At 57.6% G+C, this 20,424-nt stretch carries 18 protein-coding genes and 2 pseudogenes; 4 read left to right on the plus strand and 16 right to left on the minus strand.

Annotated features, from left to right (window positions below):
- Positions 1 to 120 precede the first annotated feature (120 nt).
- The 12 genes and pseudogenes from PMI03_RS02370 to PMI03_RS02425 form a co-directional block, all read right to left on the minus strand.
- Complete coding sequence (locus PMI03_RS02370) at positions 121 to 1,773, minus strand: (2,3-dihydroxybenzoyl)adenylate synthase (RefSeq protein ID WP_007689477.1); 1,653 nt, start codon at positions 1,771 to 1,773, stop codon at positions 121 to 123.
- A 1-nt stretch (position 1,774) separates the two neighbouring features.
- Positions 1,775 to 2,632, minus strand: coding sequence for an alpha/beta fold hydrolase (locus PMI03_RS02375; protein WP_007689479.1), 858 nt, complete (start codon positions 2,630 to 2,632; stop codon positions 1,775 to 1,777).
- Positions 2,629 to 4,038 (minus strand): salicylate synthase, encoded by a 1,410-nt coding sequence (locus PMI03_RS02380; RefSeq protein WP_007689481.1) that lies wholly within the window; start codon positions 4,036 to 4,038, stop codon positions 2,629 to 2,631. The genes PMI03_RS02375 and PMI03_RS02380 overlap by 4 nt, the downstream gene beginning before the upstream one ends.
- A 16-nt stretch (positions 4,039 to 4,054) precedes the next feature.
- Positions 4,055 to 4,300: an MbtH family protein gene (locus PMI03_RS02385; RefSeq protein WP_007689484.1), complete on the minus strand. Its 246-nt coding sequence runs from the start codon at positions 4,298 to 4,300 to the stop codon at positions 4,055 to 4,057.
- A 10-nt stretch (positions 4,301 to 4,310) separates the two neighbouring features.
- Positions 4,311 to 5,681: a lysine N(6)-hydroxylase/L-ornithine N(5)-oxygenase family protein gene (locus tag PMI03_RS02390; RefSeq protein ID WP_007689485.1), complete on the minus strand. Its 1,371-nt coding sequence runs from the start codon at positions 5,679 to 5,681 to the stop codon at positions 4,311 to 4,313.
- Between the two features lie 586 nt (positions 5,682 to 6,267).
- A complete protein-coding gene (locus PMI03_RS31990; RefSeq protein ID WP_131596164.1) occupies positions 6,268 to 6,729 on the minus strand; it encodes a DUF4279 domain-containing protein in 462 nt (153 codons plus the stop codon).
- A gap of 360 nt (positions 6,730 to 7,089) precedes the next feature.
- Positions 7,090 to 7,896, minus strand: a complete 807-nt coding sequence (eutC, locus tag PMI03_RS02400) for an ethanolamine ammonia-lyase subunit EutC (RefSeq protein WP_007689489.1) — start codon at positions 7,894 to 7,896, stop codon at positions 7,090 to 7,092.
- Positions 7,893 to 9,280, minus strand: a pseudogene (locus PMI03_RS02405) (ethanolamine ammonia-lyase subunit EutB). Before PMI03_RS02405 ends, eutC begins: the two are co-directional and overlap by 4 nt.
- Before the next feature lie 21 nt (positions 9,281 to 9,301).
- Complete coding sequence (locus PMI03_RS02410) at positions 9,302 to 10,498, minus strand: FAD-binding oxidoreductase (RefSeq protein ID WP_039973565.1); 1,197 nt, start codon at positions 10,496 to 10,498, stop codon at positions 9,302 to 9,304.
- 90 nt (positions 10,499 to 10,588) lie between these two features.
- Positions 10,589 to 11,389: an amino acid ABC transporter ATP-binding protein gene (locus PMI03_RS02415; protein WP_007689498.1), complete on the minus strand. Its 801-nt coding sequence runs from the start codon at positions 11,387 to 11,389 to the stop codon at positions 10,589 to 10,591.
- Between the two features lie 3 nt (positions 11,390 to 11,392).
- Positions 11,393 to 12,118, minus strand: a complete 726-nt coding sequence (locus tag PMI03_RS02420; protein ID WP_409033795.1) for an amino acid ABC transporter permease — start codon at positions 12,116 to 12,118, stop codon at positions 11,393 to 11,395.
- A 34-nt stretch (positions 12,119 to 12,152) separates the two neighbouring features.
- On the minus strand, positions 12,153 to 13,076 hold the full coding sequence (locus tag PMI03_RS02425; RefSeq protein WP_007689502.1) for an ABC transporter substrate-binding protein: 924 nt from the start codon (positions 13,074 to 13,076) through the stop codon (positions 12,153 to 12,155).
- A gap of 140 nt (positions 13,077 to 13,216) precedes the next feature.
- Here PMI03_RS02425 and PMI03_RS02430 point away from each other — a divergent pair, with 140 nt between their 5' ends.
- The 3 genes from PMI03_RS02430 (at position 13,217) to PMI03_RS02440 (ending at position 14,621) form a co-directional block, all read left to right on the plus strand.
- Complete coding sequence (locus tag PMI03_RS02430) at positions 13,217 to 13,891, plus strand: GntR family transcriptional regulator (RefSeq protein WP_007689503.1); 675 nt, start codon at positions 13,217 to 13,219, stop codon at positions 13,889 to 13,891.
- Between the two features lie 197 nt (positions 13,892 to 14,088).
- Positions 14,089 to 14,331: a type II toxin-antitoxin system ParD family antitoxin gene (locus tag PMI03_RS02435; protein ID WP_007689505.1), complete on the plus strand. Its 243-nt coding sequence runs from the start codon at positions 14,089 to 14,091 to the stop codon at positions 14,329 to 14,331.
- Positions 14,328 to 14,621: a type II toxin-antitoxin system RelE/ParE family toxin gene (locus PMI03_RS02440; RefSeq protein WP_007689507.1), complete on the plus strand. Its 294-nt coding sequence runs from the start codon at positions 14,328 to 14,330 to the stop codon at positions 14,619 to 14,621. The genes PMI03_RS02435 and PMI03_RS02440 overlap by 4 nt, the downstream gene beginning before the upstream one ends.
- Before the next feature lie 87 nt (positions 14,622 to 14,708).
- On the opposite strand, the gene PMI03_RS02445 is transcribed toward PMI03_RS02440, so the two are convergent.
- The 4 genes from PMI03_RS02445 to PMI03_RS02460 form a co-directional block, all read right to left on the minus strand.
- Positions 14,709 to 15,455, minus strand: coding sequence for a GntR family transcriptional regulator (locus tag PMI03_RS02445; RefSeq protein WP_039973594.1), 747 nt, complete (start codon positions 15,453 to 15,455; stop codon positions 14,709 to 14,711).
- A 175-nt stretch (positions 15,456 to 15,630) separates the two neighbouring features.
- Positions 15,631 to 16,761 carry a sugar phosphate isomerase/epimerase family protein gene (locus tag PMI03_RS02450; RefSeq protein ID WP_007689509.1) on the minus strand — a complete coding sequence of 377 codons (1,131 nt, stop codon included), beginning with the start codon at positions 16,759 to 16,761 and terminating at the stop codon, positions 15,631 to 15,633.
- A 90-nt stretch (positions 16,762 to 16,851) separates the two neighbouring features.
- Entirely contained in the window at positions 16,852 to 17,733 is an 882-nt protein-coding gene (locus tag PMI03_RS02455) for an amino acid ABC transporter permease (RefSeq protein WP_007689510.1), read from the minus strand.
- Positions 17,734 to 17,738: 5 nt separating this feature from the next.
- Positions 17,739 to 18,668 (minus strand): ABC transporter substrate-binding protein, encoded by a 930-nt coding sequence (locus PMI03_RS02460; RefSeq protein WP_039973567.1) that lies wholly within the window; start codon positions 18,666 to 18,668, stop codon positions 17,739 to 17,741.
- 519 nt (positions 18,669 to 19,187) lie between these two features.
- On the opposite strand from PMI03_RS02460, the pseudogene PMI03_RS02465 reads away from it, so the two are divergent.
- Positions 19,188 to 20,424, plus strand: a pseudogene (locus PMI03_RS02465) (ABC transporter ATP-binding protein).

Below are 20,424 nucleotides of genomic sequence, written 5' to 3' on the forward strand. Positions count from 1 at the left end.
CCCAGGATTGTGGCAGCACGCTTTGGTGCTCAATCGTGCCCCAAGGCGCGGTGCCGGCGGTTGCGGCACCACATCATAAATCGGCTTAGACAGGCTGCGATTGTGTGCGGGCCTAACGAGCTAGGTAAGCGCGGGGGCCGGATCGATTGCGGCCTCTTGGTCAAACTGTGCCAGGAGGCGCTTGCGGTCGATCTTACCGAAACGGGTCAGAGGTATTTCATCAACGATGCGAATTCGATCGGGAAATTTATAGGTCGCCACGCCACGATTCCTCAGGAAATCCCTCAGCTCTCGAAGGGTCGGCGGCGTCTCGACCGGCCGTACGATCGCGCACGATGCCTGGCCGAGGTTTGAATCGGACACTCCAATCACTGCAATTTCCCTTACAGCCGGATGATCGAGCAGATACTCTTCGATTTCGACTGCCGAGAATTTCTCTGCCCCACGATTGATCTGATCTCCGGCGCGGCCCTCCACGACCAGATGGCCTGTTGGTAGACGACGCACCAGATCTCCGGTTCGATAGAAGCCGTCAGCGGTAAACGAGCGCTCATTGGCTTCGGGCGCGGCAATATAACCGCGGATCGTATAGGGTCCACGCGTCCACAGCTCGCCGACTTCTCCATCCGCGACCTCCGCGCCCGTGTCGTCTACGATGCGAATTTCGTCATGCGGCGATAGCGGCCGACCCTGTGTCGTTTCCACAATGTCAATCGGATCGTCGTCTCGTGTGAAGTTCAGCAATCCTTCGGCCATTCCGAAGACCTGTTGAACGCGCACCCCCATGAAGCCATGGATCCGAGTAGCGACAGACGGGGCAAGCTTTGCTCCACCCACCTGAAGAACGCGAAGGCTGGAGAGATCGGTGTCGTCGAATTCGCGAGCTTCCAGCCATAGCGCGGCCAAGGTCGGAACCGCAGCTGTTACGGTCACCCTATGTTTTGCGATCAAGTCGAACACGGTTGCCGGGCTGGGTTCGCGCGCAAGCACAACTGTGCCGCCAACGATAAACGTGCCCAATATGCCGGGGCAGGCGAGTGGAAAGTTATGGGCGGCCGAAAGGCTGGCAAGATAGACGGTCGATTCATCGAAGCCACAAAGCTGGGCGCTGGCCCGCGCATTGTATTCATAGTCATTGTGGGTTCGAGGAATAAGCTTGGGAAGCCCTCCCGTTCCTCCAGAGTGCAGGAAGAGCGCGACAGATGAAGGATCCAGATCGTCGGTTTTGACGGGATCGCCTCCCGAGCCGACAAGCGCGCTGTAGCTGATGGCCATGGGGTCGTCGCCGGGGTCGCCGATGACGAGGACTTTGCTCAGGGACGGCACCGCTTCGCGTACGAGGCACGCAAGGGAGCGGAAGTCGTAGCTTGCTTCGATGTCGGTAATCGCATACGCAACGGCTCCGGACCCCTTGGCGAGATGGCCGATCTCCTGTTGGCGATGCGTCGGCAGCACCATGACGGGGATGATGCCTGCCCTGATCGAGCCAAGCAGCAGGGTAACGAGTTCGACGACATTCGGCAGTTGAAGAATAAAGCGATCGCCGCGACGCAAGCCCCATTTCCGCAATGCCGACGCCACCCGGTCTGCCGTCTGATTGAGCTCGGCATAGGTGAGGCTTTGCCCAAAAGAATCTATGAGCGCGACCTTGTCGGGATTGATCCGTGCCTGCTCACGAACAGGGGCCGTAAGTTCGCTCCCTCGCCAATAACCAAGTTCGCTATATCGTTTGGCCAGTTCGCTTGGCCACGTCCTTAACGTCGTTTCAGGCATGTCACACCCTAGTATCTTCTGAGACTGCGATCGTGCCGGTCGAAGCGAACGGCCGTCGGAGATAGTTGATGATGAGGCGATTGACCTCTGCGGGCTTCTCGAGGTACCCGAAATGGCCTGCGTCGGCGATTTCCACGTACTCCGCGCCCGGGACAACGTCTGCCACTTCACGGCTCAATCGGGGCGGGATAGCTGCATCGTCGGAAAAGCCGACTATCAGCATCGGGAGGGAGATGTTTCGGTAAGCGGGGCGACGGTCGCCGAGGACCTGCGATATCTGCAGCTGAGCTTTGTGTCCGGCGCTGATACGTCCGTCATCAAATGCAAACATATCAAGCCAGTCCTGAGCCTGACCTTCATTGCGAAGCGTGGCGGGCGACAGATATTGCAATGCCATGACGGCGGCGCGATAGTCGGCAGGCGGAGGGCAAGCGCGCTCCGCGATTTCGATCTCGCCGCGCGTCATTGCTTGTTGCACCGGCTCCAGGCGAGCATGCGCGGCAAGGGCAACGACACGGGAGATGAGATTGGGTCTTGCAAGCGCGGTCTCGACCACGATCCTGGCGCCGAGCGATGTGCCGACGAGAGAGACGGTCTTGCAGCCGAGATGCTCGATCAGTCCGACAACATCGTTGACCATGTCATCGATCGTAAACCCGTCCGGGCATTCGTCGGTCGGCGGAATGCCCCGATTGTTCAAGGAGACGACGCGGAAACCTGCGGCTCTCAGCGCGGGCACTTGATGCACTTCCCAAACACGAGCCGGGCTTCCTGTGCCCATCACCAGCAGGACCGTGTCGCCTGAACCGCCGGTGTCCTCGTAAGCGATGCGAATGCCGTTAATATGAGCTTTGATCACGCCATGCTCCCGGATCGCGGCACGAGGAAGCGGCTGACGCTCCGCATTTTCTCGCGCGTTTCCTCCAGCTCGCGTTCGGGGTCGGATTGCGAGATAAGACCGGCGCCGGCACGAAGCCAGGTGGCTCCCTCCACTTGATAGACCGAGCGAAGAACAAGGGCCGCGTCGAGTTCGCCGCGGCTGTCGACAGCCAGGACCGCACCGCTGTAAAGCCCGCGAGGAGAGTGTTCGCGAAGGCCAATTTCCCTGCACGCGTCGTGCTTGGGAATGCCGGATGCGGTCACTGCCGGAAAAACGCTACCGAAAGCATCCCAGCAACTGGCGCCCGATCTCAATTGGCCGCGGACACGCGAGGCCAGATGCTGGACACTGCCTCTGGAAACGACATCCATGAAGTCTTCGACGAATACGGTGCCTGGCTCGCAGACTTCGGCAATTTCATCCTGCGCCAATTTCACGGACAGGGCATGCTCATAGATCTCCTTCGGATCACTGAGCAGTTCATCGCGGAGCGAAGCGTCGAGTTCAGGCTGCCCCGTATATGCTCGCGTTCCGGCAAGCGGCTGCGTCACGATGGCGCCAGTCGATGAAACTTCGATTATCGCTCCTGGGCTGACGCCCGCGGCAGCAATTCCGCCAAGCTTCAGCAGGAAAGATCGTGCCGGCGTATTGTTGCGGCGTAGGACCTGATAGCTGCCGACCAAATCGATTTCTTGTGTCACGAAGACGGAGCGGGAAAGGATTACCTTGCGAAGTTTGCTGCCGTCGATCGCCTTGATCGCCTCGTTTGCCGCATCCACATAACCGGTGGTGTCGCTTACTTCATCAACGTGAACACGCTCGGACGGCTGGTTCGGCTTTGCATTGCGCAGCACTGTCTCCCATAGTTCAGCAATCTCCGGATCCGAGACTCGCAGCTCCGCTGCACCAGGGCGTATCCGAGCTTCGTGGTGCGGCATAAACAGGTATAGCAGCGTTCCGATGTCATCCGCGATCGGCAGCCCTTGCAGCAGGTAGGAAAGCTCGAAGGCAGCCCACCCGAAGACGTGTGATGCCGAGGCCTGATCATTCCCGAACACGCTCGCCAGCATCGCTTGAACCTGATGAAGCGGACGATCGGTCAAGGGTTCGGTCAGCGATCCCGCGGGCGTTGTTAGCCGAAGACCAGTCCGATCGAGCCTGATTTCCATGGCGCAACCCGCTGCAAACGAGATTTCTCCGTCTTTTTCGTAGAGAATATAAGGGCTTGGTGTTGCGCCATCACGACTTTGCTGCGGCCGCAGCAAAAGCGTGTTAGCACCGTCCATGGCTGAAGCGAGCGCACCTGCCGCAGTGATCGTATCGACTGCCAGGGGCACCACATGTGATATATTGGATTGCGCTATGCCAGAGGTGAACACGGTCATCTCGACATTCCCCTTTTTATAGAGTGCCAGAACTCGATGTTTGAGGGCTTGGTCGGCTGCGCAGGGACCTGGGCGTCATATCCGTCCACGTCTTGTCGATCCAGTCGAGTACTTCCTGACGTGGCGCGCCGTCGGGTGCGCCGTGGACGATGCTCCAACCCTCCGGAACATCTTTGAAAGCCGGCCAGAGCGAATATTGCTCTTCGTCATTGATGAGAGCGTAGAAAACGCCGTTGGGATCGTCGAATGGATTTACAGTCATCAAAGCGTTCCTAGATTGACGCGGCTAGTTGGGATTGTTCGTAGAGATCGCCTTGCATATCGGCGGCAACAGCATCCAGAATATCGGCAGATCGCATCGCGACATTGGACAGCAGCGACGAGGTCAATCCATGACTGTGCTGCACCCCCCCGTTTAAGTAGATACGCCCCGATATGTTCGGGAGATCCAACGAGTAGTTTCGATTCACAACGGGAAGGCATCCATCGAAGGCTGTTGCAGTCTCGATGGTGGAACCGAGCAGATCGCGGAGATCGAAAGATTGAAAACCGGTGGCGAATACAATGGCATCGACTTTTAATTGACTGCTAGGCCGACCACCGAGATCGCGAAGGACAACGGCAACGCCATCACTAGCCTCCTCGACCCGCTCAACTTCAGTCGTACGGTGCACATGGAGGCGTCGCGCGCCACCGACCGTCTCATCATACTCTCGACGGTAGAGCTCGTTGATCAATTCTGCGTCGACCGCGGAATAGTTAGTCGGCCAATGATAAGTCAGCAGTCGCTTCTTGAGTTCGGGAGGTGCCGCATAGAATTCATCCACGGATGCTGGGTCAAAGATGCGGTTGACGTATGGCGAGTCATCCGAGGGCGAGTAGCCGAAACGTCTGAGAGATGCATGAACCTCCGCATCGCCGTAGGTTTCATGCAGATACGCCACAACTTCGGCGGCGCTTTGTCCGGCTCCAACAACAAGGAAGCGCATGTTCGGCCGAGACGGTAATGTCTTGAGGCTCGAGAGCAAATTATGATTGTGGAATATCCGCGAGCTGGCAACAATGCCTTCTGGCAAGACAGGCCGGTACCCCATGCCGATCACGATATTGCGCGCGAAAATCGTCTCTGTTGCGGCATCTGCGCCAGCGGTCTGGGCCGTCCTGACCATAAATCGTCCAGCGCGCCATTCGATGTGCTTCGCCGCAACGCCGTAGGAAACCGGTATCGATACACGTTTTGCCGCCCAGAGAAGGTAGTCGTGGAACTCCTTGCGCGAAGGGAAAAACGTCTTGAGATTGATGAAATCGGATAACCTCTGCTTTTCGTGAAGATAGTTCACGAACGTGTAGGGGCTGGTGGGCATCCGCAAAGAAACGAGATCCTTGAGAAAGCTGATCTGCATCGTGGTATTGGGTAGAAGCATGCCGTCGTGCCAGCCAAACTGAGGTTTGGCCTCGACAAATCGCGCCGACAATTTCCGGCTTCCCGTCAGATTCTGGTTGCTCTCCTCGATCGCAATCGCGAGGCTAAGATTTGTGGGCCCGAATCCAATTCCGAGGACATCTACTTGGTTTGGCATAACCCCATGCGTTACTCGACCTGTCAGGTTATCGGATTCAACGCGCTGCTGTGTCGTTGGCATAAATAGCCTTTCTGATGGCCCTGAAGTATCTTTTCGCAAGTGCCCGCGTGGCGGGCGCAAAGTTCCAATCGGCTCCCAGCCTGGGGATGGGAGCCGTCAAAGCAAATTCATGTTTTGAATGCAGAAGAGCCCATGGCTTCTTCTGCTGTCGCCGCACCGGATGCCGGTGGACCGTATCGAGATTTCGACACGGGTTATAATCAAACGGGACGGTCCCGTCTAGTCATTGTTGACTGTTATTCTCATATTTTAATTTTGCGACTATTGCACCTCGCCATGCCGTCAAACCGGCGGATTTCAGAGGTCACGAGGCTGTGGGGGACTCCAGAGGATCGTTTTGCAATTCGACTAATACCGCTGATCGGTGTTGCAATCTTCAGATTGAGCCGCCGTGCACTCGACGGGCGAGACGTCTTGGGAATACGTCAGCTCTGCCTCGATGGGGGCGGACCGCATGGGCATTGCAAAAGCCGGTGACGCATTCAGCAGTCCTCGATTTATCAACACCGTTACGTGGCGCGCGAGCACGTTTCCGAGCAGCGACAAATCCGAAACGACCGGGCGATTCCTGGTGCGGCGACCAACGTCAGCCATGTAGCCATCGTTGTCTCGGGGGCTGCAGAATGCCTTCGTCCATGTCATCGTTCTCGCAGTAAATATCCAGGTCGAGGACCAGTCCACGTTCTCCAACGGCCTTGAGCGTGGTCGGAAGAAATCTAACGCCTTCATTGCAGTCAGGCACGGAAAGGCCGCAGAAGAGGCTACCCTCGAAATGTCTCGCAATGCTGTTCCAATGATCGAGGTTGCTTGTTAAGCCGGAGAACATTCTCGCGACCTCCTCGTCGAGGCCAATAGGGCTTGGATTGACCACGGTCAGCAACCAAATCCCAGTTTGCGTGATGACCTGCCTTCCCCTGGGGGATAGCTGCGTGGCACCCTTTCTGTAGGCCCATGTCGCATCGGTCCCCAAGGAGCGGGATATCTCATCCGGATCAAGGTGATCACCTTGGAAGCGCAGAGAGACAACTATGTTTTGAAGTGAGGCCATCGCGAGCAACCTTGTTATTGGTCGAAAGGATGTGCGTCCTCTCGGATGCAGCAACTTTCACGTGCGTCGCATTGTAGTCAAGCAACAATCGGTGCCATCGATTTCGTTTCGTCGACCTTAAATAAGTTCCGCTGATCTTCCGGGCGGAAAGGTAGGTCATCTGGATGCACCAGCTAGTGACGGCAAGATCTTTCGCGTCGGCGAACTGAGAGCTCACGACTCCAAATCGGTCATTCCATCTAGGTCAGGCCGAAGTCTGCTATAGGAAAATTTGAGACGGAAGGCTTTGTAACTATCGGGTCGTGGGTTCGATTCCTATCAAGAGCACACGTTACCTCTTGCACCGAACCTTCGCCATCTTCACAGCAGATGGCGCGCAAGAAAGTCATCTGGGTCACTCTCATCCTTTAACTGCACTCCGGTGGCCCCGGCTCGAAAGGCGCGCTCAACAAGCCAGCTTAGTTTGAAGGCCGCCCGCTCCGCATCCAGTCCTCCAGGCCGGATATTAGACACACAGTTCCTGTCCGCATCCGTGCGTTCTCGCATCGGCACCAAAGTTAGGTAAGCGCCAAGACTGTCTGCGGCCGAAAGTCCCGGCCTTTCGCCCACCAGGATGATCGACATTCGCGCCCCCAATAATTCTCCAATTTCGTCGGCGAGCGCTACGCGCGCCTGGCTTGCCAACACAAGTGGCCCCAGAGAAAGGCACATGGCTTGCAGCATTGGAAGCAGGTGCATGAGCAGCACTGCTGCACCGTTCTGAACCGCAGTCGATGAAAGGCCATCGCCGACAATGATCACCACGTCGGGGCATACAAGCATGCGCGCTGCCAAGTTCGCACGCGATGTTGGAGAGAGACGGCGCCCCAAGTCTGGGCGCCTGAGATAGGTCTGCCTGTCGGGAGAGGCGCTTTCCACTCTCAATAATTCCAGATCAAGCATTGAGCAGCGCCGCTCCAGTGCCTCGAAATCCAATGGCGTGTGCACGGCATCGCGCGCTCGGGCATGGTCGAGGTTGAAGTCGAGGACGGCCTGTGTCGGCAGGCTCGAGCCTGCTCTGCCCAATCCAAGCCGCGCGGCAGTTGCTTCAGGGAAGATCTGAATGGTCTCACGGATCACCGTTGCCGGTGCATAGACTTTACGCTCTGGTATCGCGTCGCTCGTCATGCCGTCAGCCTCGGCAATCCATATTTCAGCGGGTGGTCGCTCCGCAGGGGCCGAAGGCTGCCGTCGTGATCGGCAATCTCCATGTCTTCGAGCCATTTGGCAAATTCCGGCGCACGTTTGACCTTCAAGAGATCGCGAACGTACAGCTGGTCGTGGAAGGACGTGGATTGGTAATTCAGCATGATGTCGTCAGCGCCGGGAACGGCAATGATGAAATTGATCCCCGCAGTTGCGAGAAGTGTCAGAAGAACGTCCATATCGTCCTGATCGGCTTCCGCGTGGTTCGTGTAGCAGATATCGCATCCCATCGGCAGCCCCATCAGCTTGCCGCAGAAGTGATCCTCAAGCCCTGCGCGAATGATCTGCTTTCCGTCATAAAGGTATTCGGGCCCTATGAAGCCGACAACGGTATTGACCAGGAGCGGCGCAAATGGCCGGCAAGCCGCATAGGCTCGTGCTTCACATGTCTGCTGATCGACGCCATGATGCGCATTGGCGGACAGGCAGGAGCCCTGGCCGGTCTCGAAATACATGACGTTCCGGCCGACCGTGCCCCGTCCCATGGACTGTCCGGCATCGTGAGCCTCTCGCAGGGTCGACAGCGAGATACCGAAAGCCGCATTCGCCACCTGCGTTCCGGCCACGGACTGAAAGACGAGATCTACAGGAACGTTGTTTTCGATGAGCGTGATCGATGTGGTCGCATGCGTCAGCACGCAGGACTGGGTCGGAATCTCGAAACGGCTAATAAGCTCGTCCAAGAGGCGAATGATGTCGGCAACAGCGGCGGGAGAGTCCGAGGCGGGATTGATCCCGATCACCGCATCGCCGCACCCATAGGTCAGCCCCTCTAGTGTCGAGGCGAGAATGCCTCTCGGATCGTCCGTTGGGTGGTTCGGTTGCAGCCGGGTCGCCAGAGTGCCGCTCTCACCGATCGTATTGCGAAACCCGGTGGTGACCCTGACCTTGCCGGCAACCTTGATCAGGTCCTGGTTGCGCATGAGCTTGGAGACGGCGGCGACCATTTCCGGCGTGAGGCCCGGAGCAAGTCGGGCAAGCCTGTCGGTCGTCGCCTGGTCTGACAGAAGCCAGTCGCGGAAGTCGCCGACGCAAAGGTGGGAGATCGGAGCGAAAGCCGCCTGATCGTGCGTATCGACGATCAACCGGCTGATTTCGTCTTGCTCGTAGGGAATAAGCAACTCGGTCAGGAAGGTCCTGAGGGGACCTCTGCCAGGCACATGCGCGCGGCCGCCATCTCCTCGGCCGATCCGGCTGCGATGCCCGCCAGCAGATCACCCGAGCGCAGTGGCGTTGCCTTGGCCATCAATTCCTTGAGGTCTTCGAAGACCCAGGTGGTGTTGGACATTGTCATTCTGTAGGTCACGATTGCGCCCCTTCCGGTTGGTTATGCGGCAAGAATGGCGCTCACCATGCGCGCCGTGCGGGGGGCGAGCGTCAACCCGATATGCCCGTGGCCGAAGGCGAAAATCACATCCTTGCCACCCCGGGACCGCCGGATGACGGGCACCGAGTCCGGCATGGACGGACGAAAGCCCATCCATGTCCGCGTGGGTTCTCCAAGATCGGGGAAGATGCGGCGTGCATTCGCCAGAAGGACGTCCAGCCGTTTCGGGTTTGCAGGCGCCGAAAGTCCGCCCAGCTCCACGGTCCCGGCAATACGCAATCGTCCGTTCATCGGGCAGAAATAGAAACCGTGATGCGTAGGGCAGACCGGCCGTTCGATGGGCAGCGTCTCCATATCGAACTCGAGATGGTAACCACGCTCGGTGTCGAGCCGAACCGGATCGCCGATCTGCGCCGCAAGTCTGCCCGAGTGGGCGCCTGCGGCAATCACGACCGTCCTGGCACGGATGGCGAAGCGCCCGGCGGCAATGCGGACGCCGCCGGGTTCGCGCACAATGTCGGACGCGAAGGCACCCACGAAGGAAACGCCGGCCCCTTCGGCGGCTTTCGCCATCCGGTCCATCACTGTGCCCGGATCGGTAAAGTTGATCGCATTCGGGAAAAACAACCCACCGCCGTCGACATGGGGAAGGTTCGGCTCCAGACGACTGATCTCGTCAGGCGCCATCAGTTGCTGCGCGATCCCGGCCTGTCGACGAAGCTCGACATCCGATGCCGCCACCTTAAAAGCCTTTTCCGTTTGATAGAGGTAGAGACATCCCTTTGCGCTAAGAAGCTCGGAGGCCCCGATCTGCGCAGCAAGTTCCAGCCATTCTGCCGAAGCGTCGGATAGCAGGTGCACGAGTTGACGCGTGTTCTCTCGATAGCGATGCGGCAATGACTCGTAGGCAAATCTTGCGAGCCACGGAAATAGCGTAGGCAGAGCCGCTTTCCGGATGGCAAGGGGGCTGTCGGCATTCAGAAGCAACGATGCGATGTTTCTGAGGACGGTCGGTGTTCCTACTGGAATGACAGCATAGTCTGCGATTGTTCCGGCATTTCCGTAGGACGCGCCCGATCCCGGCGGGTTGGGCTCAATCAGCACGACGTCACGTCCTTCCGTCCGTAGACGCAAAGCTGTCGCGAGTCCGATCACCCCGCCACCGATGACAGCGATGTCTGTCGTCAATATATTCATTGCTTTGATATTCACTTAAAAAGAGAGGTTTGCCGGAGCGCACGACGTGTCCCTTCGGCCGTGCTGCGCCGAAAACCAGAGATGATGAGATCAGGCCAAAGACGCGTAACGAGCCACATAGGCGGCCGTTCGCGGTTCCTTGGGACGCTCCAGCACGTCCACGGCGGTGCCCTGTTCGACGATCTTGCCACTATCGATGAACACGACCCAATCCGAGACTTCTTTTGCGAAGGGAAGCTCATGCGTGACGATGATCATGGTCATCCCGTCGGTAGCAAGTTCCCGCATGACACGAAGCACTTCGCCGGTCGATTCCGGATCGAGCGCAGACGTCGGTTCGTCGAAAAGGAGAACCGTCGGCCCGAGCGCAAGCGCACGGGCGATTGCTACGCGCTGCTGCTCGCCACCAGACATTTGTTCGGGATAGGCCATCGCGCGTTTCGCCAGCCCGACCCGTGTCAGAAGCTGGACCGCACGCTTCACCGCCTCGGATTCGGAAATCGAAGCCGCATGCATCTGCGCAAGAACGACATTCTCGACCGCGGTCAGATGCGGGAACAGATTGAAACGCTGGAAAACCATGCCCACCCGCTGGCGCAGCCTGGCAAGGTCCCTGCACACGACTTTTCCCTGGTTGAAGATTTCCTCGTCCCCGATGGCAATCGTGCCGTGTTCAGGCTGTTCCAAAAGATTGACACAGCGCATGAGGGTGGTCTTGCCGCCACCGCTCTGGCCGATGATGCTGACAATCTTGCCTGTCAGTACATCAAGGTCCACGCCGTCCAGCACCACCCGCCCGTCGAAGGATTTTCGGAGTCCGGAAATTCTGATCGCAGGACGTGCCGCGGTTTGTGTCGTGTTAGTCAAGATATGGATTTTTTCGGGCATCATGGGTCAGCCTCTCCCCTCGGCCAGGAATGTTGCTGCCAGTCTCAACCGGCGTCTTCGGGCGAAGGACAACGGCACGCCCGCTTGGATTTTTCGTTCCAGTAGAAGCAAGGATTGAGAAAGGGGGTAACAGATGGCGAAATAGACGGCCGAGATGACGAGGTAGACCTCCAGTGAACGGAATGTTTCCGAGGCGATCAGCTGAGCGTTTGTCATCAGCTCGGCCGCTGAGATAGTCACAAGCAGGGACGTGGATTTGATCAGGTCGACGAACATGGTGTTCGTTCCGGGAAGCGCCAAACGGACCGCCTGCGGGAGAACCACATGCGTGAACGTCTTGCCCCGGCCGAGACCCAACGCTTGCGACGCTTCCTGTTGCCCGCGGTGGACGCCTGAGATGGCGGCACGGAAGATTTCCGAGAGGTATGCCGCGTAGAACAGGACCAGGCTCAGTACGCCGGCTTCGAATACCTGCAATCTGATGCCGACGGATGGAAGTCCGAAATAGGTCAGGAAGATGATGGCCAGAAGCGGCACGTTTTTGAAAAGCTCGGTATAGAACGCTGCGGGAACGCGAACCAGCGTCGAGCGGTTGAGCCGCATCAGTGCGATCAGAAGCCCGAGGATCGATGCCCCGATAAAGCTCGTGATCGTGTAGCCGAGGGTCCTTATGAGACCCTCAGCAATGTTTCCGACATAGTCGTTCCATGGTACCTGGAACAGATTGCTCATGGCTGTGAACACGGGCATTCCTCACTTTGCAGGTTCAATTGCCGATGGACGGAGGCGACCAGTCTGCCGGTCGATCGATACCGCGCCGCTGAGCTGCCATTTCCGCGGATGGAGTGAGGAATTGCTTGGGATCGCCGCCCCATTTGGTGACCAGAGCGGCAAGGGAGCCGTCTTTATACATGAGGTCGATCTGGTCTGAGACGGCCCTGGCCAGCTTCGGAGCCTGCTTCGGCAGGTAAAACCCGGTCATGTAGGGCTGGAAATATTGATAGTCGGGATGGGCCGCGACCTCGTCGGCCGTTGGCGGCTTCAGGTATTCGATCTTGATCTTCATGTCCGGGCGCTGTTGCTGCTGGTAGGTGATCAGCAGCGGATCAAGGAACCCGACATCCAGCCGTCCCGATGCGATATCCGAAAACACGCTGTCTGCCGAAGGGAAGGTATGCGGGGTCGCATTCGGGACCTGCGCGATCGATTTCGCCCAGACGTAGCCCGTCACGGTGCCAAGGTTCTTGCCTTCAAGGCTCGATACGTTCGGAAAACTTGCTGTTTCGAGAACAGCCATTGCGGGCGGTGAATAATATGGTGGATCGGTGAAGAGGCCGACTTTCTGTCTGGCATCCGACCAGGCAATGCCGCCGATCGTGATGTCGGCCCGCTGCGACTGCACGGACGCAAGCATGCCGGCAAAGTCTGTGACGTTGAATTCGACCTTGAGGCCGAGCTTGTCCGCAACGGCTGCAAGAATATCGCTGTCGAGGCCTACGAGCTTCCCGTCCTTGGCTGCCGTATATGGCATATAAGGCTCGATTGTTACGGTAAGCGTTCCCGGCTTGATCACTTCAAAGTCGTTGGCCCTCGCGGGCCCGGGGTATGCCCATGTCAGCGCGGTCAGTCCCAGTCCCATCAGCGTCGAAAATCCGTATGCGACGGACTTTTTCAAAAACCCAGTTTTCATCGCCAGTTCCCCTGTTATATATTGGTGATATATTAACGATATCCGTCTATAGCGCGTTGTCAAGCAGGTTTCGTGTCTGCCTATTTTATAAGCTAACCTCGGTGTTGGAGCCGTTGGGTTGGTCGAAAGGGAATGAAGAAATGCTAGCAATCGAACCCGAATATGCCGATCCGGAGCCGACACTTGCCGATCGGACCTATATTCGGTTGCGCGAAGAGATCATCACCGCCGAGTTGTCCCCTGGCACACTGCTTCGGGAGACTGAACTGATGGAGAGGTTACAAAGCGGGAGGACCCCTGTTCGAGAGGCTCTTCAACGGTTGCAGCGTGACGGCTTCGTGGTCGTGAGCGCTCGGCGGGGTACGTTTGTCAGCAAGGTAGACATAACGGATCTGACGGCAGTCTATGAGGCCCGAGCACGCATCGAATCATACGCGACCCGTCTCGCTGCGGAACGACTGCGTGAATACGAGCGGCAAGAGGCCCTAGCACTCATTGATGAACTGAAGGGCACGACTGGTCCAATGGAGTTGAACGACGTCCTGGCCCTCGACCGCCGGGTCCATCGGTTCATTTATCGGGTAGCGAAAAACCCGTATCTGCTTGAGACACTGGAGCATTACCACAATCTTTCCTTGCGGATCCTCTATGTCGCAACGAAGCGTTTCCCCGTTCTCGTTCCACGTCTGGAGGACGTGTTGCGTGAGCAGATTCTGATGCTTCAAGCTGTCTGCAGCGGTAATGGCGAGGACGCAGAGAAGATCTCCATGAACCACGTCCTGAGTTTTGAAGTCGAAGTTCGCAAGATCATTTGATCGTCAGGCGAGGTACGGAGTGTCTATGGGCACTTTGCAGAGATAGGCCAAACTCTCGCGGTTGAACTTAAATGGGACGATTGAGTGACTGGCGACGGTGTTCAAAGGTGGGTCTGGGTTCGAATCTCATCAAGGCGTTCGAGTCTTTGACAAACTTTGCCAAAATTGGTTATGGTGCCTTCAAATGGAGATTACCAATGGCCACGATGAACGTATCTCTTCCAGACCCGATGAAGGATTGGGTGGAGGCCCAGGCTAGGACCGGGCGATATTCGAATGCTAGCGACTACGTGCGCGACCTGATCCGCCGCGACCAGACACGAAACGACAAGATTGCCGCCATGCAAAGCTTCGTCGAGGCGGGGCTCCAAAGTGGTGTTGGCAGCCGATCAAAGGATGAACTCTTTGCTGAAGCGATGGTTCGTGCCAGCAAGTCATGAGTTTTAAGCTTTCTGTCGAGGCGGAGGAGGACATTATTGCGATCGCCGAGCAAGGTGTCCGTATGTTCGGGGCAGGCCAGGCACAGCGCTACCACGATGAACTTTTCGCATTCTTTGATCTGATAGCTGTCAATCCACGCATCGCGCGCGAACGGGATGAGGTTGATCCGCCCGTTAGAATTCATCCCTTCAAAGCACATCTAATCGTTTATCGGATCGAAGACGATGAGACAGTTTTTGTAATACGAATTCGCCACGGGCATGAAGATTGGGCAAGTAATTCAATTTAGCGCCCCTCGGACGGAGCTGTGGGATTTAGTGTGTCTCAGGTTCGAATCGGTTCAAGACCCCCAACCCTGAACAATCATTCGCCAGCGTCAGGAGAAGCTCTCCAACACCGCCAAGAACGTATGCCTATCGCCTTGCCCTTCGGTCAGCCGCACCCGGCCCTCGATATCAACCAAGTGGTGATCCATCAGTTGCTGCGCCTTAGCCAAGTCCTTAGCCTTCAAGGCTGCAACGATCATTCGATGGTGGTCTGCGCCGCAGTCGTCCTTGCGCTCTTCCTCGTACAGGGCCATGACCAGTGAGAGCCGTGCGACGATCTTCGAGAGCATTTCCGTCAGCACGGGATTTCCGGCGGTTTCGGCGAGCACTATGTGAAACTTGCCGGAGAGAACCGTTTTGGACTTCTCATCGCCATGGTGATGGATGTGCTCTTCCTCGTCCGTTAGCTTTTGAAGAGCATCCAGTTGTTCGGCGGTCGCCCGCGCGATTACGAGTTCCAGCAGAAGTCCCTCGAGCTTTCGGCGGGCCTCGAACAGGTTCCTGGCCTGCGCGATGCTTGGCTCCGCGACGAAGGTGCCGCGGTTTCTCTTCCGTTCCAGGAGATGGTCGCTTTCAAGAACGCCGAGTGCACCGCGCACAACCGTTCGGCTGACGCCGAAATGCTCTGCGATTGCCTCTTCCAGAATCTTCGTGCCCGGCTTGAGTGCGCCTTCGCCGATGGCGGCTGCCAGCGTGGCGCGGATGCGCTCCGAAACGTCGTCGTTGTTATCGGCACTCTCTGCCGACCCGTTGGCCGCCGGGATCGCCTTGGCGCTTTGACGGCGCGTCTTCCTCATTGCCTTCACCACTTCAAGCCTCAGCATTTCTTGCGTGTCCGGTAACCCGTCGCACTGAATATCTTTGCGCCGTAATTATTTCCATAAGAATGTTTCTGCGCAACCTGTGAATTTGGACGGCGACGCGAATTGGAAACGCTGGCGGAAATTTTCGCCAGCGCTTTGTATCTCACGACTAAGCCGCCTTCTGTTTCGTTGCCGACGAAGACAGGACGATCCCCTTTTCCGCGCAAAGCGCCTCGATGTGGCGGGCCGATCGTTTGATGAAGCCGATCGCCTCGTTGAAGCCATAGGATTGGTTTTCGTAGGTCGGGTAGCCGTATTGGGTGCTTTCGTAGGCTTCCCAATCCGGAACCTCACCGGATGCGACGCGCTTTTCGTAAGCGTCGATCATGGCCATGTAGGCGCCCAGTTCGCCCAGTGACAGGTCGGGGTGGCCGGCTCTCCAGATCGGGTCGTCGATCTCGATACACTGGCGTGGATTGGCCTTGCGGGGCTTGTCGTTGACAGACTGGGCAACCTCCAGCGACAGGTTCAGGGCAGGATTGGCCTCTGCAAGGATCGGAAGGATCGTCGCGAAATCGACGATACCGCCGCCCGCGGGTCTGGTCTGGAAGTCGAGACCGCCTGGAGCGCGGCCGACATAGGCATCCTTGATATGCGTCTGGCGGATATAGGGAGCCAGACGCTTGGCGGCGAGGACCGGGTGCTCGCCTCGCTGCAGGCCGTTTGCCGTGTCGAAGACGACACCAACGCAATCGGCCCCAACCTTCTCGATCAATCGCAAGATCTCAAAAGAGGTGATTTCGTCGTGGGTCTCGATATTCATGTGCGTGCCATGGGCGCGGGCAACGGGAGCCAGCTTCCGGAGCACCTTCTCCATCGCAAGCAATTGCTCTTCCCAGGTCACGTCGGTGCGGAAGCGGTCATTGGCCAGCCGGCCGCGATATTCGCTCTTGAAATTGCCTGGTGCGACCCAGAGCTCATGGCAGCCGATCGCGGCACTGGCCTCGATCATACGCGTGAAACCGGCAATGATATCGCCGCCGCCGGCTGCCCGCAGCGCCGGTTCCTCGGCGCTGCAATAGGGATTGATCTTGCCGATGCCGCTTTCGAGATAAAGCCCAAGCTCATCGGCCTTCGCACGGATATTCTTGAGGGCACCGAGGTCAAGCGTGGGGCTCATGTCCAGCGCCGTGCTGAAGAAGATGCCGCCGAGCCCAAGCTCCTTGACGTGATCAAGACTTGCCAACGGGCCACGTTTCTTCGCCTCAGGCAGCTTTATGCCGTCGATTCCCAATCTCATGTCGTTTCCTTTGCTGTTTCCTGATCGGATGCGCTTCACTGGCGATCCTTGGTGCTATTGGTCGGTTCGTGATTGCCGATGTCGCGGCGTTCACGATGTGCGTCGCCACCATCCGCGCGCTTTATTTGCAGCGCCGTGACCCTTCGGCTGAAGGCTCTGTTCAAGGAAATGCTGGCCGATCGATGCGACTGACGTGATTGCGAGGTACCAGATCGAGGCGACGAACAGCAGTTCGATGACCAGGAAGTTCCGGGCGTAGATCGCCTGCGCCTGCGTCAGCAGATCCTGCATGCCGATGACCGAGACGATGGCGCTGGCCTTCAGCATGCCGATGGCCTGGTTTCCGGTTGGCGGAATGATGAGGCGAGCCGCTTGCGGCAGGATGACTGCGCGCAATCGCTGCACCGGTCTCAACCCCAATGCTGCGGCCGCATCGCGCTGTCCGCGATCGATGGACATAAGGCCGCCACGGATGATCTCGGACATGTTTGCCGCTTCGTGAAGCCCGAGCGCCAGAAACCCTGCGAGCGAAGGCGTCACCAGATCGTTGATCGAAATGGTGAAGCTCCCTATCCCAACCTGTGGGATGAAGAGAGCGATATTGAACCAGAAGAATATCTGGACGATCAGCGGCACACCGCGAAACCACCACACAAAACCGGCCGCCATGGCCTTGAGGACCAGGTTCTGGCTCGTGGCCATCACGGCAAGCACGCACCCAAGCGCAATGCCGAACACCATGGCACCCGCCGTCAGCTCAAGCGTCAGCAGGACGCCACTGAGGATGGAGGGGTGCACGAGGTAGTGAGGAATCTCGGACCATTGAATGCTTTGGCTCTGGGCCACGATCAGGGTAAAGAAGGCCATCGCAGCTATCGCGATGGCACCGGTTGCGATCTGCCCCCACTGGATCGGCCGCGTGCCGCGTGGGGCATGGGAAAGGGTGATTGGTTGAGCGGTGAACAGCGCCATGACCGTCAATCCACAGGCATGCTTACGGCGTCGTTGACCTTGACGGTCTTCACGGCCAGTGGTCCGAGGCTCCACTTCTTCATGATGGTCTCGTAGGCTCCGTAGTCCACCATCTGCTGCAAGGCGGCAACGACGCTGTCACGCAGTTGCGGATTGTCCTTGGCTATCAGCATGCCGAGGTAGCCGACGGCCAGGCGGATATCGGGAAGCGCCTCCAGGCCCTTGCCGTTCCCCGTCTGGTTTTCCGTCGTGTAGACGCTGGTGGCATAGCCGTTGACGGTTGCGTCCGCCCGGCCGGTGCGAACTGCCTGCAGGACATCGGGCATCTTCGGGATCGCCATGATATTGATCGGAGCCGGGCACTTGGCCGAAGCCGTTTCGACCAGCTTCGCCTGGAAGGTGCCGACCGGAACCGCGACTTTCTTGCCGCACAAATCAGCCATGCTCTTGATGCGGAGAGGATTGCCCTTGATGGTCATGATCGTGGTCGCGTCATACATGTAGTCGATGACATCGACCTGCTTCTCCAGTTCCGGATCGTCGTTGATCCCGGAAATCGAGATGTCGAACCGTTTGGACAAAATCGATGGGACGATTGCCGCTCCAGCGCCGACATCGGTCATTTGAACATTCACACCGAGAATGATGCCCAGCGCGGCAGCGATGTCTGCGTCGATGCCGACGAGCTTGCCGTCGTCGGCGTGGAAGCTGATCGGTGGGGTCAAGTCGGTCGCGACTTTCAGGATGCCAGATGTTCTGATGGCCGGCGGCAAGGCTTCAGCCAGTTTCTTCGTCAGCACGACGCCAGGCATCTTCGAAACATCGGTGCCGGGGGCTATCTCTGTCGCGCCAGCGCTGCTCTGCAAAGAGACGGCGATCAGCGTGGCGATAGTCGCGGCAAGCCCCGCTTTCAAAATTCCCTCAAGGCTTTTCATGTGATCCCCATTTTCATTTTTGTTCCCATGAATTCTCGGGGTCTTTCACGCAATTGCCGTGCCAAATGCAGATGATTTATAATATCTGCTTGATATTGAAAGGATATTTACGAATAAGAATCATTCGAACATTAATTCGTATGATTGTGCGAATTATATTTCGAACATTATCTGCGTATTTTTTACGCTCATTTCCGATTCTGTAGGCATCACAGGCGACCGTAGTTCCGGCGATACGCCGACGTAGGCACCTTTCCGTTCGCAGATCGCGCCCAATTCCATGTCTCTCGACAACGGACAGCCCACCCGATCGATCAAAAAACGTTCACAGGCATGCTCAATAAATATGCTCGATGGGCGGAATATTCCCTATTTCGAAATTCGAATATGATGACGAAATATAATAATTATAAAGTTTCGAATATTTATAAATCAAAAATACCGCATTGTTTTCAGATGATTATGATCTGATTGATGGCTAGTTGCGAAAGTTGGCACGCAGCTTGCTCCTCAGCTCTCATGAACAAGATCGACGCAACACTCCTCTCCAAGTCGTGTCTCCGCCTCATGCCGGAGAGCACGCATCCATCCGTGTACTCGTCGCAACCTCAGGGAAACCAGATGCCAGACACCCAGAATCTTGTCGGACGGAAGCGGCTGAGCGTTCACGGCCTCACGCATAGTTACGGTGGGCAGAATGCGGTTAGCGACGTTTCGTTTGACATCGAAGCCGGTGAGATCGTCGCTCTGCTTGGCCCAAGCGGTTGCGGCAAGTCGACGGTCCTGCGCGCCATCGCGGGGCTGATCCAGCCGAAGACCGGGAAGATTGCCCTCGGAGACAAGGACCTCGCAAATGTCTCCGCCAGGTCGCGCGGTGTCGGCATGGTTTTTCAGAACTACGCATTGTTTCCGCACCTGACCGTTGCCGAAAACATCGCCTATCCTCTTGCCTGCCAGCAGCTTCCACGGCCTGAGCGGAAAGCTCGCGTCGAGGAGATGCTGTCTCTTGTCAGGCTCGGCGGCTATGGCAACCGCCTGCCGCGGGAGCTGTCGGGCGGACAGCAGCAGCGCGTCGCCGTTGCGCGAGCGATTGCGGGCCGTCCATCACTTCTGCTGCTTGACGAGCCCTTCGGTGCTCTCGATCGGGCATTGCGTTTCGATCTCCAGGTCGAACTGCTTCATCTGCAGAAGACGCTGGGCATCACCACGCTCATCGTCACCCACGATCAGGAAGAAGCGCAAAGCCTGGCGAACCGGCTGGTGCTTATGAACAGGGGACATGTTGAGCAGATCGACACGCCGATGACCGTCTACGATCGGCCGAAGACCCTTTTCGTGAACACGTTCATCGGACAGGCCAATCTGCTGCATGGAACAGTACTCCGGTTCGACGGCGAGACCACATTGATAGGCCTTGCGAACGAAAAGACACTCGCGCTGCCGCGTCGCCTGAACTTCACCATCGGTTCGAAGGTCACGATCACGTTCCGGCCTGAAGAGGTTCGCCTGTCGACGCGGCCGAATGGAACCGCGCTGCCGGTGCACATGACGGTATCCGTGCCTCTGGGGCCATCTCTCGTTCATGACCTTGTCCTCGAAGACGGCACGGGTCTGCGCGCCTCCGAGGTGAGAGGACCGTCCACCACCATCCCCGAGCCAGGAGCGCAATTATTTGCCGAGATCGACACTGCAAGGTGTCACGCCTTTCCGGCTGAACCGGACAGCACCCCGTAAAGAAACAGATCAACAGAGGTGA

Origin of the sequence: Rhizobium sp. AP16 (assembly GCF_000281735.1) — a bacterium.
In the GTDB taxonomy this organism is placed as follows: Bacteria; Pseudomonadota; Alphaproteobacteria; order Rhizobiales; family Rhizobiaceae; genus Rhizobium; species Rhizobium rhizogenes.